This is a genomic window from Tepidimonas thermarum (assembly GCF_007556705.1).
GTDB classification, from domain to species: Bacteria; Pseudomonadota; Gammaproteobacteria; order Burkholderiales; family Burkholderiaceae_C; genus Tepidimonas; species Tepidimonas thermarum.
In genome coordinates, this window is sequence record NZ_VJOL01000023.1 from 1 (window position 1) to 24,430 (window position 24,430).

Consider the following 24,430-nt stretch of genomic DNA (forward strand, 5'->3'; position numbering starts at 1 on the left):
AGCAAGATCGCATAAGCGGCTTCCAAGGGGTTGGTTTCGACTCGTATTGCCATGAGGGTTACACTCCTTTCTCGAAGTCATGGCGTCAGACCCACCCTCGCGCTGTCTGCTGGGCGGGGAGCGTAGGCGCGTAGCGCCGGAGATCCCCGCCCAGCAGACAACCGGCAAAATGGAATTTACAGAAAGAACGATACACAACTACCTGGCGGCGATCGAGCACATCCTGACGCGCCCCTACGGCTTGTTTTTGTGCGTGGGGCCCACGGGGTCGGGCAAGACCACCACGCTGCACGCAGCGCTGCAGCGCCTCAACACCCCTAAGCGCAAGGTCTGGACGGCCGAAGACCCGGTGGAAATCACGCAGCGCGGGCTGCGCCAAATCCAGGTCAACGCCAAAATCGGCTGGACCTTTGCCAAGGCGCTGCGCTCGTTGCTGCGCGCCGACCCTGACGTGATCATGGTGGGCGAGGTGCGCGATGCCGAGACGGCCGAGATGGCGATCGAGGCCTCGCTGACCGGGCATTTCGTGATGTCCACGCTGCACACCAACTCGGCCGCCGAGACCGTGCTGCGCCTGGTCGACCTGGGGGTGGACCCGTTTTCGTTCGCCGATTCGTTGCAGGGCATTTTGGCCCAGCGGCTGGTGCGTAGGCTGTGCACCGCGTGTGTCGATTACGAGCCCCTGGGGCCGCAGCGCCTGCGCGAGTGGATGCAGGACTACCAAAGTGCGCTGCCCGAGGATCACCCGCTGCGCGATGCGCAGGCGCTGGAGCGCGAGTGGCGCCAGCATTTCAGCCGCGATGGTGAGCTCATGATCGCGCACGCGCCCGGATGTCCCGAGTGCGGGCACACGGGCTACCGCGGGCGGCTGGCGCTGCACGAGCTGCTGGTGAGCAGCCCGGAGATTCGGCGCCTGATCCAACTGCGCAGCCGGCCGGCCGACATCCAGCTGCAGGCGGTGCGCGAGGGCATGCGCACCCTGCGCCAAGACGGCATCGAAAAGGCGTTGCTGGGGTTGACGACCCTGGCCGAAGTGCGCGCCAACTGCAACGTCTGACGGCCTGCGTGCGCGGCCCCTTAGCAGCCGCGCGTGATGGGCATGTCCACCTCCGGCGCGCGCGCCAGGTGCTTGGCCAGTTCCAGCTTGGCGATCGCGTTGCGGTGCACCTCGTCGGGGCCGTCGGCCAAGCGCAGCGTGCGCTGGTGGGCATAGCTGCGCGCCAGTGGTGTGACCTGCGAAACACCAGCACCGCCAAAGGCCTGGATGGCCCAGTCGATGACCCGGCACGCGACGTTGGGGGCCACCACCTTGATCATGGCGATTTCGGTCTTGGCCGCCTTGTTGCCCACCGTGTCCATCATGTAGGCGGCTTTGAGGACGAGCAGCCGCGCCTGCTCGATCAGGCAGCGCGCTTCCGCGATGCGTTCGTGCCAAATGGTTTGCGCCGCCAGCGGCTTGCCAAACGCCACCCGGGTGTTGAGACGCTGGCACATCAGCTCCAGCGCCCGCTCGGCCGCCCCGATCGAGCGCATGCAGTGGTGGATGCGCCCGGGGCCCAGCCGCCCCTGTGCGATCTCGAAGCCGCGCCCTTCGCCGAGCAGGATGTTTTCGGCCGGCACGCGCACGTCGTTGAGCTCGATTTCCATGTGCCCGTGCGGCGCGTCGTCAAAACCAAACACCGACAGCGCGCGCACGACGCGGATGCCCGGGGCGTCGGCAGGCACCACGATCATCGACTGCTGCGCGTGGCGCGGCGCCTCCGGGTTGGTTTTGCCCATGACGATGTAGACCGCGCAGCGCGGGTCGCCCGCGCCGGAGGACCACCACTTGCGCCCGTTGATGACGTAGTGGTCGCCATCGCGCTCGATGCGGCACTGGATGTTGGTGGCGTCGGATGAGGCCACCTCGGGTTCCGTCATCAGAAAGGCGGAACGGATCTCGCCACGCAGCAGCGGTTCGAGCCAGCGCTCCTTGATCGGCTCGCTGGCGTAGCGCTCCAGGGTTTCCATGTTGCCGGTGTCGGGGGCCGAGCAATTGAACACCTCGGCGGCCCAGGTCACCCGGCCCATGATTTCGCACAGTGGCGCGTATTCCAGGTTGCTCAAGCCTTGCGGCGCGCGTGGCGAGTTGGGCAAGAACAGGTTCCACAGCCCGGCGGCGCGCGCCTTGGGTTTGAGCTCCTCGACGATGCGGGTGGGCAGCCAGGGGTTGCCGGCGGCGCGGTTGGCCTCCACCTCGGCCTCGAAGCGCTCCTCGTTGGGGTAGACGTGCTCGTCCATGAAGGCGATGAGGCGCTCGCGCAGCGCTTGAACACGGGGGCTGTAAGCAAAGTCCATGGCGATCTCCAGGGGGGATGGGAAAGGGGTCACGCGGCCTGTTGGGCAAAGCGCCAGGCCAGCTGCGCCAGGGGCCGCGCGCCGGCCGCGCTTTGGCGCGCCTGCGCGCTGGAGGCGATACCCAGCTCGACCCGCTTGGCGATGCCCTGCAGAATGGCGGCGAGCCGAAAGGCGTTGTAGGCCAGGTAAAAGGGCCAGTCGCGGCGCAGCGCCTGCGGGTCGGCAAAACCCGTTTGTTCGCAGTAGCGCTCGATGTACTCGTCTTCCGAGGGGATGCCCAGCGCCGCCAGGTCCAGCCCGGCAATGCCGCGGAAAGCCCCCGGCGCGATGTGCCACGACATGCAGTGGTAGCTGAAGTCGGCCAGCGGATGGCCCAGCGTCGAGAGCTCCCAGTCCAACACCGCCACGATGCGTGGCTCGTGCGGGTGGAACATCAGGTTGTCGAGCCGGTAGTCGCCGTGCACGATGCTCACCAGCGACTCATCGCGCGCCTGTGGCGGCAGATGCGCGGGCAGCCATGCCATCAGCGCGTCCATCTCCGGGATGGGCTCGGTGATCGAGGCGACGTATTGCTTGCTCCAGCGCGCGATCTGCCGCTCGAAGTAGTTGCCCGCTTTGCCATAGTCGGCCAGTCCCACGGCCTGCACGTCCACCCGGTGCAGGGTGGCCAACACGCGGTTCATCTCCAGGTAGTGCGCACGCCGCTGCTGCGGCGTCATCCCGGGCAGCGACTGGTCCCACAACACCCGCCCCTCGACGCATTCCATGACGTAGAAGGCGCGGCCGATCACGGACTCGTCTTCACACAGCACGTGCATGCGCGCCACCGGCACACCGGTGCCCGCCAGCGCCTGCATGACGCGAAATTCGCGCTCGATTGCGTGCGCCGATGGCAGCAGCTTGGCCGCAGGCCCCGGTTTGGTGCGCATCACATAGGTGCGCGCTGGGGTGACCAGGCGGTAGGTGGGGTTGGACTGGCCCCCGGGGAATTTTTCGACCGACAGCGGCCCGGCAAAGCCGGGCAAATGGGCGCTTAGCCAGCGCTGCAGCGCGGCGGTGTCGATGGCGTGGCCGGTGGTGTGGTCAGGGGCAGCGGTGGACTCGGACATGGCGGGTCAGGGCAAGGGCCGACCCGCCTGCCGCATGGCCGGGGGTCAGGGTTCGGATTCGACGATGCGCATGAGCTGCGCGCGGTCGCGCACCACCAGGCCACCGGGCTCGATGCGGATCGCACCGTCGCGCTCCATGGCCTTGAGTTCCTGGTTGACGCGCTGGCGCGAGGCGCCCAGCAGCTGCGCCAGCTCCTCCTGCGCCAGCTGCAAGCCGATGCGGATTTCGTTGCCGTTGCTCAGGCACGGCACGCCGTAGGAGCGGCACAGGTGCAACAGCTGCTTGGCCAGCCGGGCGCGCAGGGGCAGGGTGTTGAGGTCCTCGACCAAACCAAAGAGCGTGCGAATGCGCCGCGCGTGCAGGCGCAGCAGGGCCTCGTAGAGCTCGACGTGCTGGTCCAAGATCTTGCGAAAGTCGCTGCGGGCCACGCACAGCAGCGTCGTGGCGCCATGGGCGTAGGCATCGTGCGTGCGCGCATCCCCGTCGAACATCGCCACGTCGCCAAACCACACCCCCGGCTCCACGTAGGTCAGGGTGATTTGCTTGCCCGTGATGGAGGTCGAGCTCACACGCACGGCCCCCTTGGCCACGGCGCTCCACACCGTCGGCGGATCGCCGCGCGCGGCGATCAGGTCGCCGTCCTGGTAGCGTTTGACGAAGGCGCATCGGAGGATGTCGTGCCGCAGCGACGGAGAAAGACTGGAAAACCAGCGACCATGGTTGATCGCCTCGCGTTCCTCCATTGTCAGAATCGGCTCGTCGAGGGGCTGTCGTGTGAGCGACTGAACGGTCATGGGGATGTCTCCTCGGTGACCCCGTGGCGCTGGGGCGCATCGCCGCGCCGGCCGATGCGCCGCCGCAGCCCGGTCAGCGGTACTGGGGGGTGCGTTTGTCGAGAAAGGCGCGAATGCCCTCCCCGGCGTTGGGGTGGTGCAGATTGCGCACGAAATGGTCGCGCTCGTCGCGCAATTGTGCCGCCAGCGACTGCGACTGCGCGTCGTTGGCCAGGGACTTGATGCTGGCCAGGGCGTTGGGCGCCTTGGCGTTGAGCCGTTCGCACAGGCGCAGCGCCTCATCCAGCGCCTCGCCAGGCGCGGCCACGGCCGTCACCAGGCCGAGCTGGTGCAGCCGCTGCGCACCCACGCGATCACCCAGCATCAGCAGCTGCAACGCGGTGGCACGCGGCAGCTGGCGCAGCAGGCTCCAGGTGGCGCCGCCGTCCGGCGACAGCGCCACGTTGACGTAGGCCATGACGAAGACCGCGTCGTGCGCGGCCACCAGCAGGTCGCACGCCAGCGCCAGCGAGAACCCCGCGCCCGCGCACGCCCCCTCGACGGCGGCCACGACTGGCTTGGGAAAGCTGCGCACCGCTTCGATCCAGCTGTGCAGCGCCTCGATGCTGTCGGCCTGCACGTCCGGCGATTGCTGGCGGTTGGCCAGCAACCGCTGCAGGTTACCGCCGGCGCAAAAGGTGTTGCCCGCGCCGGTGATGACGACGGAGCGCACCTCGGCGTTGCGCTCGGCGGCGATCAGCGCTTCGATGCCGGCGACATAAATCTCGGGCCCGAGCGCGTTGCGGTGTTCCGGATTGTGAATGGTCAGCACCAGCGTCTGACCCTGGCTGTGGCTTTTGAGCGTGGCGGTCATGGCATCACTCCTCGGTGTGCAGCAGACTCAGCCCCAGCGCGCCGCGGCGGCGCAGCCAGGGGGAGGGGCGGTAGCGCATGTCGCCATAGACGGTTTGCAGGTTGAACAAGATCTCCAGCACGCTGGCGGCGCCCACCCGGTCGCCCATGGCCAGCGGCCCCATTGGATAGCCCAACCCCAGGGTGACGGCGGTTTCCAGGTCCGCCGGCGAGCAAATGCCCTGCTGGCAGATGTCCGAGGCGATGTTGACGATCGTGGCCACCACCCGCTGGGTGACGAAGCCGCCGCTGTCGCGGATCACGCTGACGGCCTTGCCATCGCGCGCCAACAGGGCGTGGGCGGCGGCGCGCATGTCGCTGCGTGTGGCCGGGTTGGTGGCCAACACCCGGCGCTTGACGGCGGCATCGGGCAGCACCATGTCGATACCGACGGTGCGCCCGGGGTCCAGCCGCTCGACGGCTGCCACCGTCGTCACATCGTGGCCCAGCGGCGCCACCACGATCAGCGCCTGCTCGGACGGCTGCGCCGCGGTCTCGATCGTGGCGCCCAGGTCCTTGAGGAGCTGCAACAATTCGGCGCGACGCGCTGCGCGCCCCGGCACCCACACCGGCGGCAGCGCGGTCACGGCGGGCACCGGGGGCTCGGGCGGGACTTGCGCCTGGCCGTCGGCGTAGCGGTAAAAGCCCTCGCCCACCTTGCGTCCGAGCACGCCGCCTGCCAGCCGCTGCGCGGCGATCACGCTGGGGCGAAAACGCGGCTCCTCGTAGTACTGGTGGTAGATGGACTCCATCACCGGCTGCGAAACATCCAGCGCGGTGAGGTCCAGCAGCTCGAACGGCCCCAGGCGAAAGCCCATTTGGTCCTTGAGGATGCGGTCGATGGTGGCGAAGTCGGCCACCCGCTCGCCGGCGATGCGCAGCGCCTCGGTGATGTAGCCACGCCCGGCGTGGTTGACGATGAAGCCGGGCGTGTCCTGCGCCAACACCGGGGTGTGTCCCATGTCGCGCGCAAACGCAGCCAGGCGCTCGCAAACCGACGGGTCGGTTTTGAGGCCGGCAACCACTTCGACCACCTTCATCAGCGGCACGGGGTTGAAAAAGTGAAAACCCGCCAGCCGCTGCGGCGCGCGCAGCCGGCTGCCGATGGCCGTGACCGACAGGGATGAGGTGTTGGTGGCCAGCACCGCGTCGGCGGCCATGACGTCTTCGAGCTGGGCGAACAACGCTTGCTTGGCGTCGAGCCGCTCGATGATGGCTTCGATCACCAGGTCGCATCCGGCCAAGCCGGCGACATCGGCCACCGGGCGTAGCCGCGCTGCGCATGCCTGGGCGGCGTCGGCGTCGAGGCGCCCTTTGGCGACCAGCTTGTCCCAGGTGTCGCGCAAGGCGGCACACGCCGCCTCCACGGCAGCGGGTTGGGCGTCGAGCAGGTGCACCGTGCAGCCCGCTTGCGCCGCGATTTGGGCGATGCCTCGCCCCATGGCGCCGGCACCAACGATGCCGATGTTGCGAAAAGTAACACAGGTGGATGTTTGAGCCATGCGCAATACGGAGTGGTTGGGGACGGATGTGACAGAATCGGCCATCGATAACGCGTATTGGTACTCCACAGGAAACCCGCATGCACGCCAAAACCGCGCTGGCCAGCCTGCTGATCGTATCGGCCGTGCAAAGCCACGCCCAGTCGCTGGGAGCGGTGCAGGGCGCTGTCATTATCGGCCGACCGCTCGATATTGTGGTGCAAGGTCAGTGGGAGGCCGGCGACGGTGGTGCCGCTGTCTGTGTCGAAGCGGACGTGCGCTATGGCGAGACGCGGCTTGCCGCCGGCAGTGTCAGCGTCACGGTCGAGCGCGGCTCCGCAGGCGCGAGCGTGCTGCGGGTGCGCGCGCGCCAGCCGGTCAACGAGCCGTTCGTGACGCTCGAGCTGCGCGTGGGCTGTCCGGCCCGCTTTGCGCGCGCCTACACGCTGTTGGCCGACATCGAGCCCGCCCAGCCGGCCGCGCCCGTGGCGGCGCCGGTGACGCGTGCCCCGGTGGGTGTCACCCCCGCAACGTTGCCGCCGGTTGGCGCCGCGTCCCCCGCCCCGGCGGCCCATGCAGCACCGGCGGCAGTGCGCACGCCGTTGCCCGAAACCCCGATCCGTTCCCTGGCCACCACGCCGCGTCCGGCGGGGATTCGCATGGCCACCAAGGTGCGCCCGGTGCCTGCCGTGCCTGCCACGCAGAGGGAAGACAGCGGTGCGGTGCGCAGCGCACCCCCGCCGCCACCCGAGCGCCGGGGACCGCGACTGGAGCTGGCGCCGGTGGACATTCCGGGTACGGGGGCGCCCGGCGGGGCTGCGCCGGAGACCGCCGCCACGGCCCCTGCCGCGCCGCAGACCCCCGCGGCCACCGAGCCGGCATCACCGGCCGCCGACGGCACCCCACCCGCGGCGGTGCAGCAGGAGATTGCGACGCTGCGCGCGGAGCAGCAACGGCTGCTGATGGCGGTGGAGAGCCTCAACCGCGAATTGACGCAGGCGCGCGAGTCGCGCGCGGACGGGCTGCTGGTTGCACTGAGCGGTTTGGTGGTGGTGCTGTTGGGCGCCGTGCTGTGGTTGTGGCAACGCGCGCGCAAAGCCGTGCCCGCGCCGTCGGCGTGGTGGACGTCCACCACAGCCGCCCCGGGCGCCGCGGATGCCCTACCCGCTGGTCCGGCGGCGCCCGCGGTGCGCGAGCCGGCGGCCGCCGCCGATCACATGGCGGGGCTGGAGGTCAGCGAAGCCGGTGCATCGATGTTCCAGGAGGTGCCCATCGCCGCGCTGGACGTGGCGGCGCTGCACGCCTTGTGGGAGCAGGTCGATTTCTTCGAATCCCTGGGGCAGGCGGCCGACGCGGTGGCGGCGTTGCGGGCGTTCGTGCAGGCGCATCCCCGCGCCAGCGAGGCGCCCTACCTGCGTTGGTGGGCGCTGGCGCAGGCCCACGGTCTCGACACCCGCTTGCCGCAGGCGATGTACGAGCATCACTTCCAACGGCTGCTGGCGCGCGAGCCCGGCACCGAAGGCGTGGAAGCCGATCGCGCGCTGGTGCAGGCGCTGGTGGCGCAATGGCCCACCGACGCGGCGCGCCGGCACATCGAGGCCGCGCTCGCCTCGCAACCGGGCGATCCCTCCGCGCCTTTGCGCGTGCGGACACTGACCGCGTTCGACGATCTGCTCGTGCTGCACGGTGTGCTCGACCTGCTGCCGGATGTGGCACCCGCGCCGGGGGTGGCGGGTGCGGCGGCAGCGGGTACGGGGGCCTTGGGTGCGCAAGCGCTGGGTGCGGCTGCCACGACGGACGAGGCACCGCCAGCGCCGACGGAAAGCGGTGCTCTCGACTTCGAGCTGCCGGACATCAGCGCATGGGCGGCACCGGCCGCGGGGGTGTCCCCGGGTCCAGCCCCAGCCCCGCAGGGCGATGAGGCGGTCGCGCCGCCGTCCGCAGCCGCGGCGGACGACGGGTTGGACTTCGATTTGGGCGACTGGCAGCTGCCCGCCGACACGCCGCCCCAGCCGCCGCGGGGTTGACCGCAGGGAGCCGCGCCCGCCGGTGTGCGCCCGCCGGTGTGCGCCCGCCGGTGTGCGCCCGCCGGTGTGCGCCCGCCTTGTGGCTGCGGGCCGTCAGCGCCGCACGTGCAGCGCCCCGGGGTTGACGATGTGCGTGGGCGTGCCCTTGATGTAGTTGACGACGTTGTCAAAGGCCGCGGAAAAGTACCGCTCGTAGCTGTCGAGCTCGACGAAGCCGATGTGCGGCGTGCAAATGCAGTTTTCCAGCCGCAGCAGCGCGTGTCCCTGCAAAATCGGTTCGTTTTCGAACACGTCCACCGCCGCCATGCCAGGGCGGCCACGGTTGAGCGCAGCCACCAGCGCGTCGGGTTCGATCAGCTCCGCGCGCGCGGTGTTGACGAGCAGCGCCGTCGGCTTCATGCGCGACAGGTCGTCGAGGGTGATGCAGCCGGTGGTCGTCTCCGACAGGCGCAGGTGCAGGCTGAGCACGTCGCTGGTGGCAAACAGGGTTGCTTTGTCGGGTGCGGCCTCGTAGCCGTCCGCCACGGCGCGGGCACGGCTGGCCTCGCTGCCCCAGACGATGACGCGCATGCCAAACGCCCGTCCGTAGCCGGCCACGAGCTGGCCGATGCGGCCATAGCCCCAAATCCCCAGGGTGCGCCCGCGCAGCACCAGCCCCAGGCCAAAGTTGGGTGGCATGGAGGCGGCTTTGAGCCCCGACTGCTGCCACGCACCGTGCTTGAGATGGCTCACGTACTGCGGGATGCGCCGCATGGCCGCCATGATCAGCGCCCAGGTGAGTTCGGCCGGTGCAACCGGGTCGCCCACACCCTCGGCCACGGCCACGCCGCGCTCCGTGCAGGCCTGCACGTCGATGTGCCGGCCCACGGCGCCGGTCTGGGCAATGAGCTTCAGGCGCGGCAGCTTGTCGAGCAACTGGCGCGTGATGGGGGTGCGTTCGCGGATCAGCACGACGATATCCGCATCGCGCAGGCGCACCGACAGCTGGCCGACCCCCTTGACGTTGTTGGTGTAGACCTTGGCCGGGTAGGGGTCGAGCTTGTGGGCGCAGGCGAGCTTGCGCACGGCGTCCTGGTAATCGTCGAGGATCACGATGTTCATATGGGGCTATTGTGCCTTTGCTGTCGCCTCGGCGGCCAGCGCATCGGCCGCATGGGCGTACCATGCGCGCATGTCCACCTTGCCATCCGAGACAGGGGCCTCTGGCGCCGCGGCCGTGCCGTGGCAACGCGATGCGACCGTGATCGGCCTCGTCGGCCTGGCCCACGCCACATCCCATTTTTCGCACCTGCTGCTGGCGCCACTGTTTCCCGTGTTCATGCGCGAGTTCGGGTTGACCTTCTCGCAGGTGGGGCTGCTGACCAGCGTGTTTTTCGTCCTATCGGGCGTGGGGCAGGCGTTGTCCGGATTTTGGGTGGATCTGGTGGGGGCGCGCCCGGTCTTGATGGTGGCGATCGCCTTGTTCATGGGGTCGGCGCTGTCGGCCGCGCTGGCCCAGGGTTACACCGGGTTGCTGCTGGCGGCGGTGCTGGCCGGTCTGGGCAACGCCCCGTTTCACCCGGTGGATTTCTCCATCCTCAACCAGCGGGTGTCGGCGCCGCGCCTGGGGCACGCGTTCAGCGCGCATGGGTTGACCGGCAACCTGGGTTGGGCGCTGGCGCCGGTGTTTTTGGTGGGCATCACGGCCCTGTCGAACTGGCGCTGGGCGTATTGGGCGGCGTTTGTCGTGTATGCGGGCGTGTGGGTGCTGCTGTGGTCGCAGCGCGAGCATTTGCACACCGAGGTCGTCCCCCGCCGCCAAGGGGCCACGCGGGCCGAAGATCTCGCGTTTTTGCGTTTGCCGGTGGTGTGGTGGTGCTTTGGTTTCTTTTTGCTTTCCACCATGACGCTGGCGGTGGTGCAGACCTACGCCACGTCGATCCTGCAGGCGGTGCACGGGGTGCCCCTGGAAACCGCCACGCTGACCGTGACCGCCTACATGCTGGCGGGCGCCGTGGGCATGCTGGCGGGCGGTTTCGTGGCCTCGCGCACGCGCGCCGTCGATCGGGTGGTGGCTGGGGCCATGGGCGCCGGGGCGCTGTTGATGTTGCTGGCCGCCACGGGTTGGCTGGGCGGGTGGGGCTCGATGGCGCTGCTGGCGGTCACGGGCTTTGCCGTGGGCATTGGGGGCCCCAGCCGCGACATGCTGATCAAGCGCGCCACCCCCAAAGGCGCAACCGGGCGGGTGTACGGGACGGTCTATTCGGGGCTGGACACGGGGTTTGCGATTGCACCCTTGGTGTTTGGCGTGTGGATGGACCACGGCTGGTACGCCGCCACGCTGGCCGGCGGTGCCGTCACCTTGCTGCTGGCGGTGGCGGCGGCGCTGGCGGTGGGCAAGGCCACGCGCCCGGCCTGATGCGCGGTGCGCGCTGCGCTCAGCCGCGCTTGCGCAGGCGGCACAGGAAAAAGGCGTCGGTCCATTCGGTGGGCAGCACGCGCCGCGTCAGCGCCAGACCCGGGTGCAGCGGTGCGCCGTCCCAAGTGGTCAAGCCGGGCAGCGCGGGCAGGTCCACCGGCCAGGGCAGGGCTTCGGGGACGAGGTCGTCGCGCTCACGCAGCAGCGCATCGACGACGCATTCATCCTCCTGCGGCGACAGCGAACAGGTGCTGTAGACCAGCACCCCGCCGGGCTTGAGCGCTTGGGCGGCCGAGCGCAGCAGCCGTGCCTGCACGGCGGCACTGGCGCGCACCTTGCGCGGGCTCCAGTGCGCCCACGAGGCCGGATCGAGCCGGGTGAACTGGGCCTCGGACGAGCAGGGCGCATCCAGCAGCACGCGGTCGAACCGTTGCGGCACCAGACGCCCCACCTGCGCGCCATCTTTGAGGTAGAGCTGCGCGCAGCGCACGCCCAGCCGTTGCAAATTGGCCTTGAGCCGGAAAAAACGCGCGCGCACCGGCTCCACCGCGGCGATGCGCCCCGTGTTGCCCATGCGCGCTGCGATGAGCGCGGTCTTGCCCCCGGGGGCAGCGGCGAGGTCGAGGATTTCCTCGCCCGGCTGCGGGTCGAGTGCCCATACCGCCGCCATGCTGGCGATGCCCTGGAGGTACAGATACCCGTCGCTCACGAGGGGGTGGTGGGTCAGCGCCTGGCGGTCGTGCGCAGGCAGCCGGTACACGCCGGCCATGCCCGCCACGGGCTCCGGCTGCAAGGGGGCGAGGGCGGCCACCACGGCCGCGGCGTCTGGCGCGCGCAGCGGGTTGTGGCGAAACACCACCGCCTTGGGCGCGGTGTAGCTGGCGTCCACCCGGGGCCGCCACGCGGGCGGGACCAGCGCGTCGAGCAGCGCGACAAAGGCCGGGGGCAGCGGTGGCAGATCGGCAGGGGCGTTCATGGCGTGGCGCGGTCAGGCCGCACGCAGGTCGGCGTCGGCCTGCGCGGCCTCTCGCTCCAGCGCCTCGATGGTTTCGGCCACCGCCAGCCAGCGTTCTTCGACTGCGGCCAATTCGGCTTCGATGGCCTTGAGGCGGCGCCCCGCCTCGGCAAGTGTGGCCCCGTCACGGGCGCTGGCCAGTTGCTCGTGCAGCGTGCGCTGCTCGGTGTGCAGGGTGTCCAGGCGTGCCTCCAGCGCTTGGTGTTCGCGCCGGTGGGGCTTGAGCCGTTCGGCGAGTTGTTGGCGGCGTTGGGCCTGCTCGCGTCGCCGCTGCTGCGGTGTAAGCGCGGTGGCGGGTCCGCCGGCAGGGACGGTGGCGGGCGTTGCGCTCGCCTGGAAAGCGTCACGGCGCTGGCGTGCGACGTCCAGCAGGTGGCGCTGGTAGTCGTCCAGGTCGCCGTCGAAGGGCTGCAGACGGCCGTCGGCCACCAGCCAGAACGCATCGCAGACGCTGCGCAGCAGCGCCCGGTCGTGGCTGACCAGCAGCACCGTGCCTTCGAACGCGTTGAGCGCCATGCCCAGCGCCTCGCGGGTGGTCAGGTCCAGGTGGTTGGTGGGCTCGTCCAACAGCAGCAGGTTGGGGCGCTGCCACACCAGCAGGGCGAGCACCAGCCGCGCCTTTTCGCCGCCGCTGAGGGTGCCAACCGGCTGATGGACCGCCTCGGCGCTGAACTGGAAGTGGCCAAGGAAGGTGCGCAAGTCCTGCTCGCGCGTCGATTGACCGACCAGCGCACCGGCGGCCTCGGCCGCGCGCGCCAGGCGCACCAGGTGCTGCAGGGGCCCTTCGTCGGCGCGCAGCACGTCGAGCTCCTGCTGCGCAAAGTAGCCTATGCGCAGGCCTTTGCCGGGCAGGACACGACCCGACAGCGGCGGCAAGACGCCGGCGATGGTTTTGACCAGCGTGGACTTGCCCTGTCCGTTGGCGCCCAGGATCCCGATGCGCTGTCCCGGCAGCACGCTGCAGCGCACGTCATGCACCACGGCGCGCACCGTGCCGTCCGCGCTGGTGTAGCCGGCCGCTACGTCGTGCAGCGTCAGCATGGGGTTGGGCAGGGCGCCGGGGTCGGAGAATGCGAACTGAAAATCGGCGCTCGTGAGCACGGGCGCCACGCGCTCCATGCGCGCCAGCGCCTTGAGGCGGCTTTGCGCCTGCCGGGCCTTGGTGGCCTTGGCGCGAAAGCGCTCGATGAAGCGTTGCAGGTGGGCAATGCGCTCCTGCTGCCGCGCATAGGCGGCTTGCTGCTGCGCCAGTTGCTCGGCGCGCATCTCCTCGAAGCGGCTGTAGCCACCCCCATAGCGCATCAGGCGGCCGTTGTCCAGGTGCACGGTGACGCGCGTGACGGCATCCAGAAATTCACGGTCGTGGCTGATGACGACCAGGGTGCCCTCATAGCGCTGCAGCCAGCTCTCCAGCCACACCAGGGCATCGAGGTCCAGGTGGTTGGTCGGTTCGTCGAGCAGCAGCAAGTCGCTGGGGCACATGAGCGCGCGCGCGAGCTGCAGCCGCATGCGCCAGCCGCCCGAGAAGCTGTTGACGGGGCGGTCCAGTTCCGCCGGAGCAAAGCCCAGTCCCAGCATCAGCGACTGGGCGCGTGCGCGTGCGCCGTGTGCGCCGGCGTCGGCCAGGGCGGCGTGCGCCAGGGCCATCGCCTCCCCATCGTTGGCGGCTTCGGCCGCGGCCAATTGGGCGCGCGCTTCGAGCAAGCGCGTGTCGCCCGCAACCACGAATTCGGTGGCCGGCTCGTCGGTGTCGGGCATGTCCTGCGCCACGTGGCTGACGCGCCAGTGGTGGGGCAGCTCGACCGTGCCGCTGTCCTCGTGCAGCTCGCCGCGCCACAGCGCGAACAAGCTCGATTTGCCGGCGCCGTTGCGGCCCACCAGGCCCACCTTCTCGCCGGGGTGCAGGGTGAGGCTCGCGCCGTCGAGCACGACCTTGCCACCGCGGCGCAGCGTGACATCGCGCAAGGTGATCATGGCGCACACCGCTTGGGATCGGGCGGCAGCGTCTCGCGCGCTGCCGCCAGGGCCGCGCGCGTGATCAGCAGCACCGCATCGGGCCCGCCGCTGGTGTGCAGCCACTCCACCGCCAGGTGTGCAAAGGCGCGCTCGAAATGCGCGCGCTCGTGGCCGATTTCCAGCACCAGCACGGCATCGTCGTTCATGTGGGCTTCGGCACGGGCCAGCAGGTGGCGCACAAAGTCCATGCCGTCGTCCCCGCCGTCGAGGGCCAGCACCGGCTCGGCGCGGTATTCCGCCGGCAGCGCGGCCAGCGTCTGGCGGTTGACGTAAGGCGGGTTGCACAGGATCAGGTCGTAGCGCTGCGTGATGGCACACCAGCCGTCGGATTGCAACAGCCGGATCCGTCCTTGCAGGCCGTGGCGCGCGACGTTGCGCTCCGCAACCGCCAGCGCGTCGGCCGAGATATCGGCCGCGTCCACGGTCACGTCGGGCCAGGCCAGCGCCGCCAGCACCGCCAGCGATCCGTTGCCGGTGCACAGGTCGAGCACGCGCCGTGTATGCGGCCCCAACCAGGGGTCGATGGGGTCGGCCTGTGGGGCGGCGGCGATGGGCTCGGCAATCAGGCTGCGCGGCACGATGACGCGCTCGTCCACATAAAACGGTACGCCCTGCAGCCACGCCTCGCCGGTGAGGTAGGCGGCGGGTTTGCGGGTGCGTATGCGCTCCTCGATGAGCGCGCGCACGGCCGCCGCGGCGTCTGGCGCCACCGGGTGCGCCGCCAGGGCCTGCAAATCGCTGTCCAAAGGCAGACCGAGCCGCCACAGCACCAGCCAAGCGGCTTCGTCGCGCGCGTTGGTGGTGCCGTGGCCAAAGCTCAGGTTGGCCGATTGCAGGCGGGCCTGCGCCTCGGCCAGCAGGGCCGCCAGCGGGATGGTGCCCGTCATGCCACCCCCGCCAGGCGCTGCAGCACGCGCGCGTACACCGCGGTCAGGGCCTCCAGGTCCTCCAGCGCAATGTGTTCGTCCACCTGGTGGATGGTGGCGTTGGGCGGTCCGAGCTCGACCACCTGGGGGCAGATGGTGGCGATAAAGCGCCCGTCGCTGGTGCCACCGGTCGTGGACAACTCGGCCTGCAGCCCGGTGACGTCGCGGATGGCCGCCGTGACCGCGTCCACCAGCGGGCCACGGGGGGTGAGGAACGGCCGCCCGCCCAGCGTCCAGGCCAGGTCGTAGTCGGTGCCGTGCTGCAGGCCGTGGCGCGCCAGGATGTCGTGCACACGGGCCTGCAGGCCCTCCGGGGTGGATTCGGTGCTGAAGCGAAAGTTGAAGTCCACCACCACGGTGCCCGGGATGACATTGGTCGCCCCGGTGCCGCCGTGGATGTTGCTGACCTGCCAGCTCGTGGGCGGGAAGTGCGCGTTGCCCGCGTCCCATTGGGTGGCCACGAGCTCGGCAAGCGCTGGGGCGAGCAGGTGGATCGGGTTGTGCGCCAGGTGCGGGTAGGCGATATGCCCCTGGATGCCTTTGACGGTGAGCCGTCCACTGAGGGTGCCACGGCGGCCATTTTTGATCATGTCGCCGGTGCGCTGCACGCTGGTCGGCTCGCCCACGATGCAGCCATCGAGCCGCTGGCCGCGTTGGCGCAGCGCCTCGCACACCACGACCGTGCCGTCGCGCGCCGGGCCTTCTTCGTCGCTGGTGAGCAAAAAGCCCAGCGTCAACGCCGGTTGCGGGTGGGCGCGCAAAAAGCGCTCGCACGCCACCACCATCGCCGCCAGGGAAGCTTTCATGTCGCTGGCGCCGCGCCCGTAGAGCTTGCCGTCGCGCACCGTGGGGGTGAAGGGGTCGCTGCTCCAGCGCTCCAGCGGGCCAGGGGGCACGACATCGGTGTGCCCGGCAAACACGATCACCGGCGCATCGGGCGTGGCGCCGGGGCGCAGCGCCCACAGGTTGGTGACGCGAAAGTCGTCGGGGCCGCTGACCAGGGTCTCGCAGGCAAAGCCCAGCGCGTGCAGGCGCTCGGCGATCAGGGTTTGGCACCCCGCATCGTCGGGGGTGACGGAGGGGCAGCGAATCAGGGCTTGGGCAAGCCGCAAGGTGTCGGACATCGCAAGCGGGGCGCGGGGCGCCGGGTCAGGTCTTGGGGGGCAGAAAACCTTCGAAGGACGGGCCGCCGCCCTTGCCCGGTTCGCCCGGAGCCGTGGTGCTGGTTTGCGCCAGCGCCCGGGCACGGTCGTCGTTTTGCAGCCGCCACAGCAGGTTGGTGGGCGAGTCGGCGTAGGCCAGCCCCTCCTCGCGCGTGATGCGGCCAGCCAGGATCAGGCGCGCCAGGTCGGCTTCGAAGGTTTGGGATTCCTCGGCCATGGACTTCTCGAGCGCCTCGCGCACGCCAAAGAAGTCGGCCTTCTCGATCAGTTCGCTGATGAGGCGCGTGTTGACCATGACCTCCACCGCCGGCGTGCGCCCGCCATCGACCGTGCGCAGCAGCCGCTGCGACACGATGGCCTTGAGCGAGGAGGCCAGGTCGTTGAGCATGGTCGGCCGCACCTCGACCGGGTAGAAGTTGAGGATGCGGTTGAGCGCCTGGTAGCTGTTGTTGGCGTGCAGCGTGGCCAGCACCAGGTGTCCGGATTGGGCGTAGGCGATCGCCTGCGACATCGTCTCGCGGTCGCGAATCTCGCCGATCAGGATCACGTCCGGCGCCTGGCGCAACGCGTTTTTGAGCGCGACGTTGAGCGTGGCGGTGTCGGTGCCGACTTCGCGCTGGTTGACCACGCTTTTTTTGTTTTTGAACAGGTACTCGATCGGGTCCTCGATGGTGAGGATGTGGCCGGTGGTGTTTTCGTTGCGGTGGTCCAGCAGGGCGGCCAGCGTCGTGCTCTTGCCCGAGCCGGTGGCGCCCACCACCAGCATGAGGCCGCGCTTGGCCATGATCATCTGGGTGAGCACCGGCGGGATGCCCAGTTCGCTGACCTTGGGGATTTGCCCGCTGATGAAGCGCACCACCACGGCGCAGGTGCCACGCTGGCGCATCGCGCTGATGCGAAACCGCCCCACCTCCGTCATCGGGATGGCGATGTTGAGCTCACCGGTGTCCTCGAACTCGCGCAGATGTTCGGCCTTGACGATCTCGGCCAGCAGCCGGTAGGGACCATCCGCAGGCAGCGGCTGGGCGTTGATCGGCTGCGTCACGCCGTTGATCTTGATGAGCACGGGCGAGGCCGCCGACAGGTAAATGTCGGAGGCCTTCTTCTCGGCCATCAGCCGCAGCAGCTGCTCCATCGGGCCCATGGGCATGGTCTCCGTTGGCGCTTAGTCGCGCAGCAACTCGTTGAGGCTGGTCTTGGCGCGCGTTTGCGCGTCCACACGCTTGACGATGATGGCGGCGTACAGGCTGTATTTCCCGCCGTCCTTGGGCAGGCTGCCGCTGATGACCACCGAGCCGGCGGGCACGCGGCCGTAGAGGATCTCGCCGGTGGTGCGGTCGTAGATCGGCGTGCTTTGGCCGATGTAGACCCCCATCGAAATGACCGAATTTTCTTCGACGATGACGCCCTCGACGATTTCGGAGCGCGCGCCGATGAAGCAGTTGTCCTCGATGATGGTCGGGTTGGCCTGCAGCGGCTCGAGCACCCCGCCCAGCCCGACACCGCCCGAGAGGTGCACGTTCTTGCCGACTTGCGCGCACGAGCCGACCGTGGCCCAGGTGTCCACCATCGTGCCCTCGTCCACGTAGGCGCCGATGTTGACATAGGACGGCATCAGGATGGCCCCCTTGGCGATGTAGCTGCCGCGGCGCGCCACCGCCGGCGGCACCACGCGCACGCCGGTGGCGGCCATCTCCTGCGGGCTCAGGTGGGCAAACTTGGTCTTGACCTTGTCGTAGAAGGCCAGGTCGCCGGCGCGCATGAGTTCGTTGTCGTGCAGCCGAAAACTCAGCAACACCGCCTTTTTGATCCACTGGTGCACGCTCCACTGGCCAACGCCGTGGCGCGTGGCCACGCGCAGCCGACCCTGGTTGAGTTCGTCGATCACGTGCTCGACGGCGTCGATGACCTCTTGCGGGGCATTGCCCGGTGCGAGCTGCGCCCGGTTGTCCCAGGCGTTTTCGATGATTTGCTGCAGTTGTTGCGTCATGGTCTCGTAAGGCGAGGAAGGATCAGGGTGGTGCGAGGCGGTGCCGGCGGTCAGCCGCGGGCACAGCGCACGATGCGCTCGGCGGCTTCGAGGCATTCATCGACGTCGGCCACCAGGGCCATGCGGACGCGCCCGGCGCCGGGGTTGTGGCCCTGCACCTCGCGGGCCAGAAAGCGGCCTGGCAGCACGGTGACATTGTATTGGGCGAGCAATTCCCGGGCAAAAGCCGTGTCGTCGCCGCCAAAGCGCGTTGGCACCGGCGCCCACAGGTAAAAACCGGCGTCGGGCAGCCGCACGTCCATCACCTGCGCCAGGATGGGGGTGACACGCTCGAACTTGGCCCGGTAGAGCGCGCGGTTGGCGCTGACGTGCGCTTCGTCGGCCCAGGCGGCGGCGCTGGCGCGCTGCACGGCCAAGCTCATGGCACTGCCGTGGTAGGTGCGGTAGAGGGTAAACGCACGGATCAGCGCCGCATCCCCCGCGACAAAGCCGCTGCGCAGCCCGGGCGCGTTGCTGCGTTTGGACAGGCTGGTCAGCATGATCAGGCGCTGGTAGTCGCGGCGCCCGAGTGCGGCGGCAGCCTGCAGGGCGCCCAATGGCGGCTCGTCACGGAAATAGATTTCGCTGTAGCACTCGTCGCTGGCGATGACGAAGCCATAGCGGTCGCTCAGCTCGAACAGGCGCTGCCACTCGGCCAGCGGCATCACCGCCCCGGTGGGGTTGCCGGGCGAGCAGGCGTACACCAAGCGCGTGCGCGCCCACACCGCCTCGGGCACGCTGTCCCAGTCGGTGGCGAAGTTGCGCTGTGGGTCGCTGGGCGCGTACCAGGGCGTGGCGCCCGCCAGCAGCGCAGCGCCTTCGTAGATCTGATAGAACGGGTTGGGGCAAACCACCACGGGCTGCGCCCCTTGGGCGAAGGCGCGGGGGTCGAGCACCACCTGCGCCAGCGCAAACAGCGCCTCGCGCGAGCCCAGGGTCGGCAACACCTGCGTCGCAGGGTCGGCCGTGACGCCATAGCGGCGCTGCAGCCAATCAGCGCAGGCTGCGCGCAGCGCCGGCGTCCCCGCGGTGGCCGGGTAGGCCGCCAGGCCGCCGCTGGCTTCGTCGATGGCAGCGTGCAGCGCCGCGGTGAGCACCGCGGGCGTGGGGTGGCGCGGCTCACCAATGCCCAGGTTGATCGGGCGCAGCGCAGGGTTGGGGGTGACGTCGGCGACCAGGGCGCGCAGGCGCTCGAACGGGTAAGGCTGCAGCCGCTGCAGCAGCGGGTTGAGGGGCAGGGACATGGGATGCAATGGTAGCGGCTGCGGCCCCGTAAACTAGCGCCCCGTGCGTCTGCAAACCATCAAGTTGTCCGGCTTCAAGTCGTTCGCCGAGCCGACCACCTTCCAGTTGCCGGGGCAGCTGGTGGGGGTGGTGGGCCCGAACGGGTGCGGCAAATCCAACATCATGGATGCCGTGCGCTGGGTGTTGGGCGAGTCCAAGGCCAGCGAGCTGCGCGGCGAGTCCATGCAGGACGTCATCTTCAACGGCACCACCACGCGCAAGCCGGCGCAGCGCGCCAGCGTCGAGCTGATTTTCGACAACAGCGCGCGCCGCGCCGGCGGGCCGTGGAACCAATACGCCGAAATTTCCGTCAAGCGCGTGCTCACGCGCGATGGTACGAGCAGCTACTACATCAACCAGCAACCGGTGCGCCGGCGCGACGTGCAGGACGTCTTCCTGGGGACGGGCCTGGGGCCGCGCGCCTACGCGATCATTGGCCAGGGCACGATCAGCCGCATCATCGAGAGCCGGCCGGAAGAGCTGCGCTTGTTTTTGGAGGAAGCAGCCGGGGTATCCAAGTACAAAGAGCGCCGGCGCGAAACCGCCAACCGACTGGCCGACACGCGCGAGAACCTGACCCGGGTCGAAGACATCCTGCGCGAGCTCAACGCCAACCTCGAGCGCCTGGAGCAGCAGGCCGCGGTCGCGCGGCGCTACCACGAGCTGCAGTCCGCCGTCACGCGGCGCCAACACCAGCTCTGGTGGCTCAAGCGCCGCGAGGCGCAGACCCAGCTCGAGCAGGTGCGCGCCGACGGCTTGCAGTTGGTCAACGCGCTCGAGGAACGCGTGGCCCAACTGCGCAGCGCCGAAGCCGATCTGGAGGCGATTCGCCAAGCCCATTACGACGCCGGCGAGGCGGTCAACCGCGCCCAGGGGCAGCTCTATGAGGCCGGGGCCGAGGTGGCGCGCTTGGAGGCGGAAATCCGCTTCGTCGTCGAGGGGCGCCAGCGCGCCGAGCAGCGCAGCGCGGCGCTGGCCCAGCAAAGCGCCGACTGGCGCGCGCGCGCCGAGCAGGCGGCCCAAGCCCTGGCGGCGCTGGACGAGCAGGAGCTCGGTGCGGCCGAGCAGGCCGAGGTGCTGGCGGCGCGGCTGGACGAGCTGGCGCAGCGTCTGCCGGCGCTGGAAGACGCGCAGCGCCAGGCGCAGGCCCGTGTCGCCCAGCAGCGCCAGCGGGTGGCCGAGGTCCAGCAGGCCATCGGCGTGCTGGCGGCGGAGCAGCGCGGGCTCGATGAACAGGCGCGCCAGCTGCAACAGCGCCGCGACCGGCTGGCGCAGGACCACGCCCGTGTGCAGCCGCCGGACGCCGAGCGCCTGCAGCACTGGCGGGCCGAGTTGGATGCCGTGCACGCCGAGCACGCCGCCGCCGAAGCCCGGCTGGCCGAGGCCGAAGCGCTGTTGCCGCAGCTCGAGGACGAGCGGCGCGCCGCGCAGCAGGCGGAACACGCGCAGGCGCGGCGGCTGGCCGAGCTGCAGGCCCGTTTGCAGGCGCTGCGTGCCCTGCAGGACAAACTGCAGACCGATGAGCGGCTGCAACCCTGGCTGCAGCGGCATGGCTTGGATACCCTGGCGGGCCTGTGGACGCGCCTGGACACCGACGAGGGCTGGGAGACCGCGCTCGAAGCCGCTTTGCGCGAGCGCCTGCGCGCGCTGCAAGTCGGCGCGCTCGACAACGTGCGCTCGCTCGAACGGGACCCCCCGCCCGCGAAGCTGGCCTTTTTTGCGCCGCCGCCGGCCGCGGCTGCGCCAGCGCCGCTGGCCGCTGCCGGTGGCGTGCCCCTGATCGAGCGGGTGCGGGTGCACGACGCGGCCCTGCACGCCGTGTTGGCGACGTGGCTGCAGGGTGCCATTGGCGTGCCCGACCTGGCCACCGCGCTGCAGCAGCGCGCGGCGCTGGCGCCCGGGCAGCGCTGCTACACACCGCAGGGGCACAGCGTGGGCCCGCACGACGTGGCCTTCTACGCCGCCGACGAACCCCAGGCCGGTCTGCTCGCGCGTGCGCACGAAATCGACCACCTGGAGCGCGAAATTCGCGCCCAGGCGCTCATCCACGACGAAGCGCGCGCCCAGGTGCAGCGCGCCGAAGCGCGCTGGGCCGACACCACGGAGCACCTGCGGCAGGCGCGCCGCGATCTGGCCGACGCGCAACAACGCCGCCACGCCATCCAGGTCGAGCTGCTCAAGGGCGAGCAGGCTGCCGATCAGGCCCGCCAGCGCCAGGCGCAGCTCGAGCAGGATCTGGACGAGGTGGAGCAGGCGCTGGAAACGCTGCAGGCGCGCCGCCTCGAGGCCGAGGCGCGCTTCGAGGCGCTCGATTTGCAACTGGCCGACACGCAGGAGCAGCTCACCGTCCTCGAGGACGCTGCGGCGCAGGCTGAGCGCCAGGTCAGCGCCGCGCGCGAGCAGGTGCGCGCCGCCGAGCGGCAGGCGCAGGAGGCGGCGTTTGCCCAGCGCGCCTTGGCCGCGCGCCGCGCGGCGTTGCAGCGCGACGTGCAGACCGCGCAGGAGCAGCAAGCCCGTCTGGACCTGGAACGCGAGCAGGTGCAGGCCGAGCTGCAGCGCCTGAGCGAGAGCACCGAGCGCAACGGCTTGCAGGACGCACTGGCCGAGCGCCAACGGTGCGAGCAGGTGTTGGCCCAGGCGCGCAGCCGCTACGACGAGCTCACCGCGCGATTGCGCGCCGCCGACGAGCAGCGCTTGCGCATCGAGCGCGAACTCGATCCCCTGCGTGCCCGCATCACCGAATTTCAGCTCAAGGAGCAGGCCGCGCAGCTCGCACTCGAGCAATACAGCCAGTGGCTGGCCGAGGCCGGCGCGAACCTCGACGACGTGGCCCAGACCGTGCAGGCCGACGGCGTGCGCATGTCCGGGCTGCCTGGGGAAATCGACCGGCTGCAACGGGACATCGCCGCCTTGGGGGCGGTCAACCTGGCGGCGCTGGAAGAGCTCAGCGCGGCGCGTGAGCGCCAGCAGTTCCTGGCCAGCCAGTCGCACGATTTGCAGCAGGCCATCCAGACCCTGGAAGACGCCATCCGCAAAATCGACGCAGAGACCCGCGCGCTGCTGGCGCACACCTTTGAGACCGTCAACGCCCACTTCGGGCGCATGTTCCCGGAGCTGTTTGGCGGCGGCCAGGCCCGGCTCATCATGACGGGCGAGGAAATCCTCGACGCCGGGGTGCAGGTCATGGCACAGCCGCCCGGCAAAAAAAACCAGACCATCCACCTGCTCTCCGGTGGCGAAAAAGCGCTGACCGCGATCGCGCTGGTGTTTGCCATCTTCCAGCTCAACCCGGCGCCGTTTTGCCTGCTCGACGAGGTCGATGCACCGCTGGACGACGCCAACACCGAGCGCTATGCCCGCCTGGTCACGCGCATGAGCCGCGACACCCAGTTTCTTTTCATCAGCCACAACCGCATTGCCATGGAAATGGCCCAACAGCTCATCGGCGTCACCATGCAGGAGCAGGGTGTCTCGCGCATCGTGGCGGTCGACCTCGCCGGGGCGGCCTCGTTGATGGACAATGGGGGCGCATGATGGATTCATTGCAGATCGGCCTGATCGTCATGGGCGGCTTGCTGCTGGTGGGCGTGTGGGGCTACCACCGCTGGCAGGTCCGGCGGCTGGCGCCGCGGCGCGCCCGACCGGCTGCAGACGGCGAAGGCAGCGTTGCTGCCGCGCCACGTCTGGAGCCGAGCCTGGATGACGAGGCGACCACCGAACCGCTCGCCGCCGGCGCACCGGCGGCCGCCGCAGCGCCACCAGCCGTGCTGTCGGCGCGGCTGGACGTGATCGTGCCGCTGCAGCTGGAAAAGCCCGTCTCGGGGGATGCGGTGCTGCAGTCCATGCCCGGCAGCCGCCGGGTGGGCAGCAAGCCGCTGTTCATCGAGGGGCTGCCCCAGGATGCCACCGACGCCCAGGCGTGGGAGGCGCCGCGACCGGGTCAGCGTTACCAGGCGCTGCGCGCCGGGGTGCAGCTCGCCAACCGGGCTGGGCCGCTCAACGAAATCGAATATTCCGAGTTCGTGCAAAAAATCGAGGGCTGGGCCGAGCACTTGCTGGCCGCGGCCGACTTCCCGGACATGATGGCGGTGGTGCAGCGCGCGCGCGAGCTCGACCAGTTTGCAGCCGCCCACGATGCGCAACTGGCCTTTACCATCCGCGCGCGCCGTGCGGCGTGGAGCCCGGACTACGTCATGCAACATGCGGCGCGGGTGGGGTTCGTGCCTGGCACGCTGCCCGGCCGCTTGGTGTTGCCCGCGTCGCAGGGGGGTGGGGCCGTGCTGGTGCTGCAACTGGAGACGCAGGCGGCGCTGGCGGACGACCCGGCGCTGGCCATCCTGCGTGAGGTGCGCCTGACGCTGGAGGCCACCCACGTGCCGCGCAGCGAGCGCCCGTACCAGCGCTTGCGCGAGCTGTCGCAGGCGCTGGCCAGCGCGATGGACGGTCTGGTCACCGATGACGCCGGCCAGGTGCTCGATGCCGATGCGCTGGATCGCATCGGTGCCGAACTCGACGCCCTCTACGAAGCGCTGGAGGCGCACGCGGTCCCGGCCGGATCGCCCGAGGCGCGGCGGCTGTTCAGCTAGCGCACGTAGCGGCCGTCGCGCAGGGCCTGCACCGTGGCCGGTGCAAGCTGCCGCAGCGCGGCCAGCTCGGTTTGGACCAGCGCCGCGTCGCCGGCCTGGGCCGCTTTTTCAAGCCGGCTGGCCGTCTCCGCCAGCGCCACCGCGCCCAGGTTGCCGCTGCTGCCCTTGAGCGCGTGGGCACGCCGGTGCAGGCGCGGCCAGTCGCCCGCGGTCCACGCCGCGTCGAGTTCGGCCAGCTCGCTGTCGAGCTGGTCCACATACAGACGCGCAATGTCGCGCAACTCGTCCCCCAGCAAACTGAGCAGTTCGTTCAGGCTGGCGGTGTTGAGCAGGACGGACATGGGCGTCGGTAACGGCGGTGGGCGGATTGACC

19 protein-coding genes are annotated in these 24,430 nt (G+C 70.0%); 5 read left to right on the forward strand and 14 right to left on the reverse strand.

Translation table 11 applies throughout. The features are described 5' to 3' along the window. Positions 1 to 169: 169 nt before the first annotated feature. Positions 170 to 1,057 (forward strand): GspE/PulE family protein, encoded by an 888-nt coding sequence (locus Tther_RS07025; RefSeq protein WP_342781763.1) that lies wholly within the window; start codon positions 170 to 172, stop codon positions 1,055 to 1,057. 20 nt (positions 1,058 to 1,077) lie between these two features. Here the strand turns inward: Tther_RS07025 and Tther_RS07030 are convergent, their stop codons facing one another. From Tther_RS07030 to Tther_RS07050, 5 genes are all read right to left on the reverse strand, one after another. After that, positions 1,078 to 2,337, reverse strand: a complete 1,260-nt coding sequence (locus tag Tther_RS07030) for an acyl-CoA dehydrogenase family protein (protein ID WP_143902302.1) — start codon at positions 2,335 to 2,337, stop codon at positions 1,078 to 1,080. A 29-nt stretch (positions 2,338 to 2,366) separates the two neighbouring features. Next, positions 2,367 to 3,446, reverse strand: coding sequence for a phosphotransferase (locus Tther_RS07035; protein WP_143902304.1), 1,080 nt, complete (start codon positions 3,444 to 3,446; stop codon positions 2,367 to 2,369). A gap of 45 nt (positions 3,447 to 3,491) precedes the next feature. Then, complete coding sequence (locus tag Tther_RS07040; RefSeq protein WP_143902306.1) at positions 3,492 to 4,241, reverse strand: Crp/Fnr family transcriptional regulator; 750 nt, start codon at positions 4,239 to 4,241, stop codon at positions 3,492 to 3,494. Positions 4,242 to 4,314: 73 nt separating this feature from the next. Next, positions 4,315 to 5,094, reverse strand: coding sequence for an oxepin-CoA hydrolase, alternative type (locus tag Tther_RS07045; protein ID WP_143902309.1), 780 nt, complete (start codon positions 5,092 to 5,094; stop codon positions 4,315 to 4,317). 4 nt (positions 5,095 to 5,098) lie between these two features. Beyond that, positions 5,099 to 6,634, reverse strand: coding sequence for a 3-hydroxyacyl-CoA dehydrogenase (locus Tther_RS07050; protein ID WP_143902311.1), 1,536 nt, complete (start codon positions 6,632 to 6,634; stop codon positions 5,099 to 5,101). 80 nt (positions 6,635 to 6,714) lie between these two features. Between Tther_RS07050 and Tther_RS07055 the strand changes: the two genes are divergently transcribed. Then, positions 6,715 to 8,640, forward strand: coding sequence for a FimV/HubP-related protein (locus Tther_RS07055; RefSeq protein WP_143902313.1), 1,926 nt, complete (start codon positions 6,715 to 6,717; stop codon positions 8,638 to 8,640). Positions 8,641 to 8,733: 93 nt separating this feature from the next. Here Tther_RS07055 and Tther_RS07060 read toward each other — a convergent pair whose 3' ends face one another. Continuing rightward, complete coding sequence (locus Tther_RS07060) at positions 8,734 to 9,741, reverse strand: D-2-hydroxyacid dehydrogenase family protein (protein WP_143902315.1); 1,008 nt, start codon at positions 9,739 to 9,741, stop codon at positions 8,734 to 8,736. 70 nt (positions 9,742 to 9,811) lie between these two features. Between Tther_RS07060 and Tther_RS07065 the strand changes: the two genes are divergently transcribed. Continuing rightward, the gene (locus Tther_RS07065; RefSeq protein ID WP_143902317.1) at positions 9,812 to 11,038 is read left to right on the forward strand and encodes an MFS transporter; all 1,227 of its coding nucleotides are present in this window, start codon (positions 9,812 to 9,814) and stop codon (positions 11,036 to 11,038) included. A gap of 19 nt (positions 11,039 to 11,057) precedes the next feature. On the opposite strand, the gene Tther_RS07070 is transcribed toward Tther_RS07065, so the two are convergent. From Tther_RS07070 to dapC, 7 genes are read right to left on the reverse strand one after another with little or no spacing between them, the layout of a single operon-like run. Then, on the reverse strand, positions 11,058 to 12,014 hold the full coding sequence (locus Tther_RS07070; protein ID WP_143902319.1) for an NOL1/NOP2/SUN domain family protein: 957 nt from the start codon (positions 12,012 to 12,014) through the stop codon (positions 11,058 to 11,060). Between the two features lie 12 nt (positions 12,015 to 12,026). Next, positions 12,027 to 14,027 (reverse strand): ABC-F family ATP-binding cassette domain-containing protein, encoded by a 2,001-nt coding sequence (locus Tther_RS07075; protein WP_143902321.1) that lies wholly within the window; start codon positions 14,025 to 14,027, stop codon positions 12,027 to 12,029. Beyond that, positions 14,024 to 14,956 (reverse strand): 50S ribosomal protein L3 N(5)-glutamine methyltransferase, encoded by a 933-nt coding sequence (gene prmB, locus Tther_RS07080; RefSeq protein ID WP_143902323.1) that lies wholly within the window; start codon positions 14,954 to 14,956, stop codon positions 14,024 to 14,026. The genes Tther_RS07075 and prmB overlap by 4 nt, the downstream gene beginning before the upstream one ends. Then, entirely contained in the window at positions 14,953 to 16,119 is a 1,167-nt protein-coding gene (gene dapE, locus Tther_RS07085) for a succinyl-diaminopimelate desuccinylase (RefSeq protein ID WP_143902325.1), read from the reverse strand. Before dapE ends, prmB begins: the two co-directional genes overlap by 4 nt. A 25-nt stretch (positions 16,120 to 16,144) precedes the next feature. After that, on the reverse strand, positions 16,145 to 17,302 hold the full coding sequence (locus Tther_RS07090) for a PilT/PilU family type 4a pilus ATPase (RefSeq protein WP_143902362.1): 1,158 nt from the start codon (positions 17,300 to 17,302) through the stop codon (positions 16,145 to 16,147). Positions 17,303 to 17,323: 21 nt separating this feature from the next. Further along, on the reverse strand, positions 17,324 to 18,148 hold the full coding sequence (gene dapD, locus Tther_RS07095; protein ID WP_143902327.1) for a 2,3,4,5-tetrahydropyridine-2,6-dicarboxylate N-succinyltransferase: 825 nt from the start codon (positions 18,146 to 18,148) through the stop codon (positions 17,324 to 17,326). A 50-nt stretch (positions 18,149 to 18,198) separates the two neighbouring features. Continuing rightward, the gene (dapC, locus tag Tther_RS07100) at positions 18,199 to 19,431 is read right to left on the reverse strand and encodes a succinyldiaminopimelate transaminase (RefSeq protein WP_143902328.1); all 1,233 of its coding nucleotides are present in this window, start codon (positions 19,429 to 19,431) and stop codon (positions 18,199 to 18,201) included. Positions 19,432 to 19,474: 43 nt separating this feature from the next. On the opposite strand from dapC, the gene smc reads away from it, so the two are divergent. Both smc and Tther_RS07110 read left to right on the forward strand, forming a co-directional pair. Continuing rightward, positions 19,475 to 23,005: a chromosome segregation protein SMC gene (gene smc, locus Tther_RS07105; protein ID WP_143902330.1), complete on the forward strand. Its 3,531-nt coding sequence runs from the start codon at positions 19,475 to 19,477 to the stop codon at positions 23,003 to 23,005. After that, positions 23,002 to 24,057, forward strand: a complete 1,056-nt coding sequence (locus Tther_RS07110) for a cell division protein FtsZ (protein WP_342781764.1) — start codon at positions 23,002 to 23,004, stop codon at positions 24,055 to 24,057. The genes smc and Tther_RS07110 overlap by 4 nt, the downstream gene beginning before the upstream one ends. Here Tther_RS07110 and Tther_RS07115 read toward each other — a convergent pair. Further along, complete coding sequence (locus Tther_RS07115; protein WP_143902332.1) at positions 24,054 to 24,398, reverse strand: Hpt domain-containing protein; 345 nt, start codon at positions 24,396 to 24,398, stop codon at positions 24,054 to 24,056. The genes Tther_RS07110 and Tther_RS07115 overlap by 4 nt on opposite strands. Positions 24,399 to 24,430 lie beyond the last annotated feature (32 nt).

Bases quoted from the DNA above. Each gene is read 5' to 3' on its own strand.
- Tther_RS07025 (WP_342781763.1), top strand. From the start codon at position 170: ATGGAATTTACAGAAAGAACGATACACAACTACCTGGCGGCGATCGAG.
- Tther_RS07030 (WP_143902302.1), bottom strand. From the start codon at position 2,337: ATGGACTTTGCTTACAGCCCCCGTGTTCAAGCGCTGCGCGAGCGCCTC.
- Tther_RS07035 (WP_143902304.1), bottom strand. From the start codon at position 3,446: ATGTCCGAGTCCACCGCTGCCCCTGACCACACCACCGGCCACGCCATC.
- Tther_RS07040 (WP_143902306.1), bottom strand. From the start codon at position 4,241: ATGACCGTTCAGTCGCTCACACGACAGCCCCTCGACGAGCCGATTCTG.
- Tther_RS07045 (WP_143902309.1), bottom strand. From the start codon at position 5,094: ATGACCGCCACGCTCAAAAGCCACAGCCAGGGTCAGACGCTGGTGCTG.
- Tther_RS07050 (WP_143902311.1), bottom strand. From the start codon at position 6,634: ATGGCTCAAACATCCACCTGTGTTACTTTTCGCAACATCGGCATCGTT.
- Tther_RS07055 (WP_143902313.1), top strand. From the start codon at position 6,715: ATGCACGCCAAAACCGCGCTGGCCAGCCTGCTGATCGTATCGGCCGTG.
- Tther_RS07060 (WP_143902315.1), bottom strand. From the start codon at position 9,741: ATGAACATCGTGATCCTCGACGATTACCAGGACGCCGTGCGCAAGCTC.
- Tther_RS07065 (WP_143902317.1), top strand. From the start codon at position 9,812: ATGTCCACCTTGCCATCCGAGACAGGGGCCTCTGGCGCCGCGGCCGTG.
- Tther_RS07070 (WP_143902319.1), bottom strand. From the start codon at position 12,014: ATGAACGCCCCTGCCGATCTGCCACCGCTGCCCCCGGCCTTTGTCGCG.
- Tther_RS07075 (WP_143902321.1), bottom strand. From the start codon at position 14,027: ATGATCACCTTGCGCGATGTCACGCTGCGCCGCGGTGGCAAGGTCGTG.
- prmB (WP_143902323.1), bottom strand. From the start codon at position 14,956: ATGACGGGCACCATCCCGCTGGCGGCCCTGCTGGCCGAGGCGCAGGCC.
- dapE (WP_143902325.1), bottom strand. From the start codon at position 16,119: ATGTCCGACACCTTGCGGCTTGCCCAAGCCCTGATTCGCTGCCCCTCC.
- Tther_RS07090 (WP_143902362.1), bottom strand. From the start codon at position 17,302: ATGGGCCCGATGGAGCAGCTGCTGCGGCTGATGGCCGAGAAGAAGGCC.
- dapD (WP_143902327.1), bottom strand. From the start codon at position 18,148: ATGACGCAACAACTGCAGCAAATCATCGAAAACGCCTGGGACAACCGG.
- dapC (WP_143902328.1), bottom strand. From the start codon at position 19,431: ATGTCCCTGCCCCTCAACCCGCTGCTGCAGCGGCTGCAGCCTTACCCG.
- Tther_RS07110 (WP_342781764.1), top strand. From the start codon at position 23,002: ATGATGGATTCATTGCAGATCGGCCTGATCGTCATGGGCGGCTTGCTG.
- Tther_RS07115 (WP_143902332.1), bottom strand. From the start codon at position 24,398: ATGTCCGTCCTGCTCAACACCGCCAGCCTGAACGAACTGCTCAGTTTG.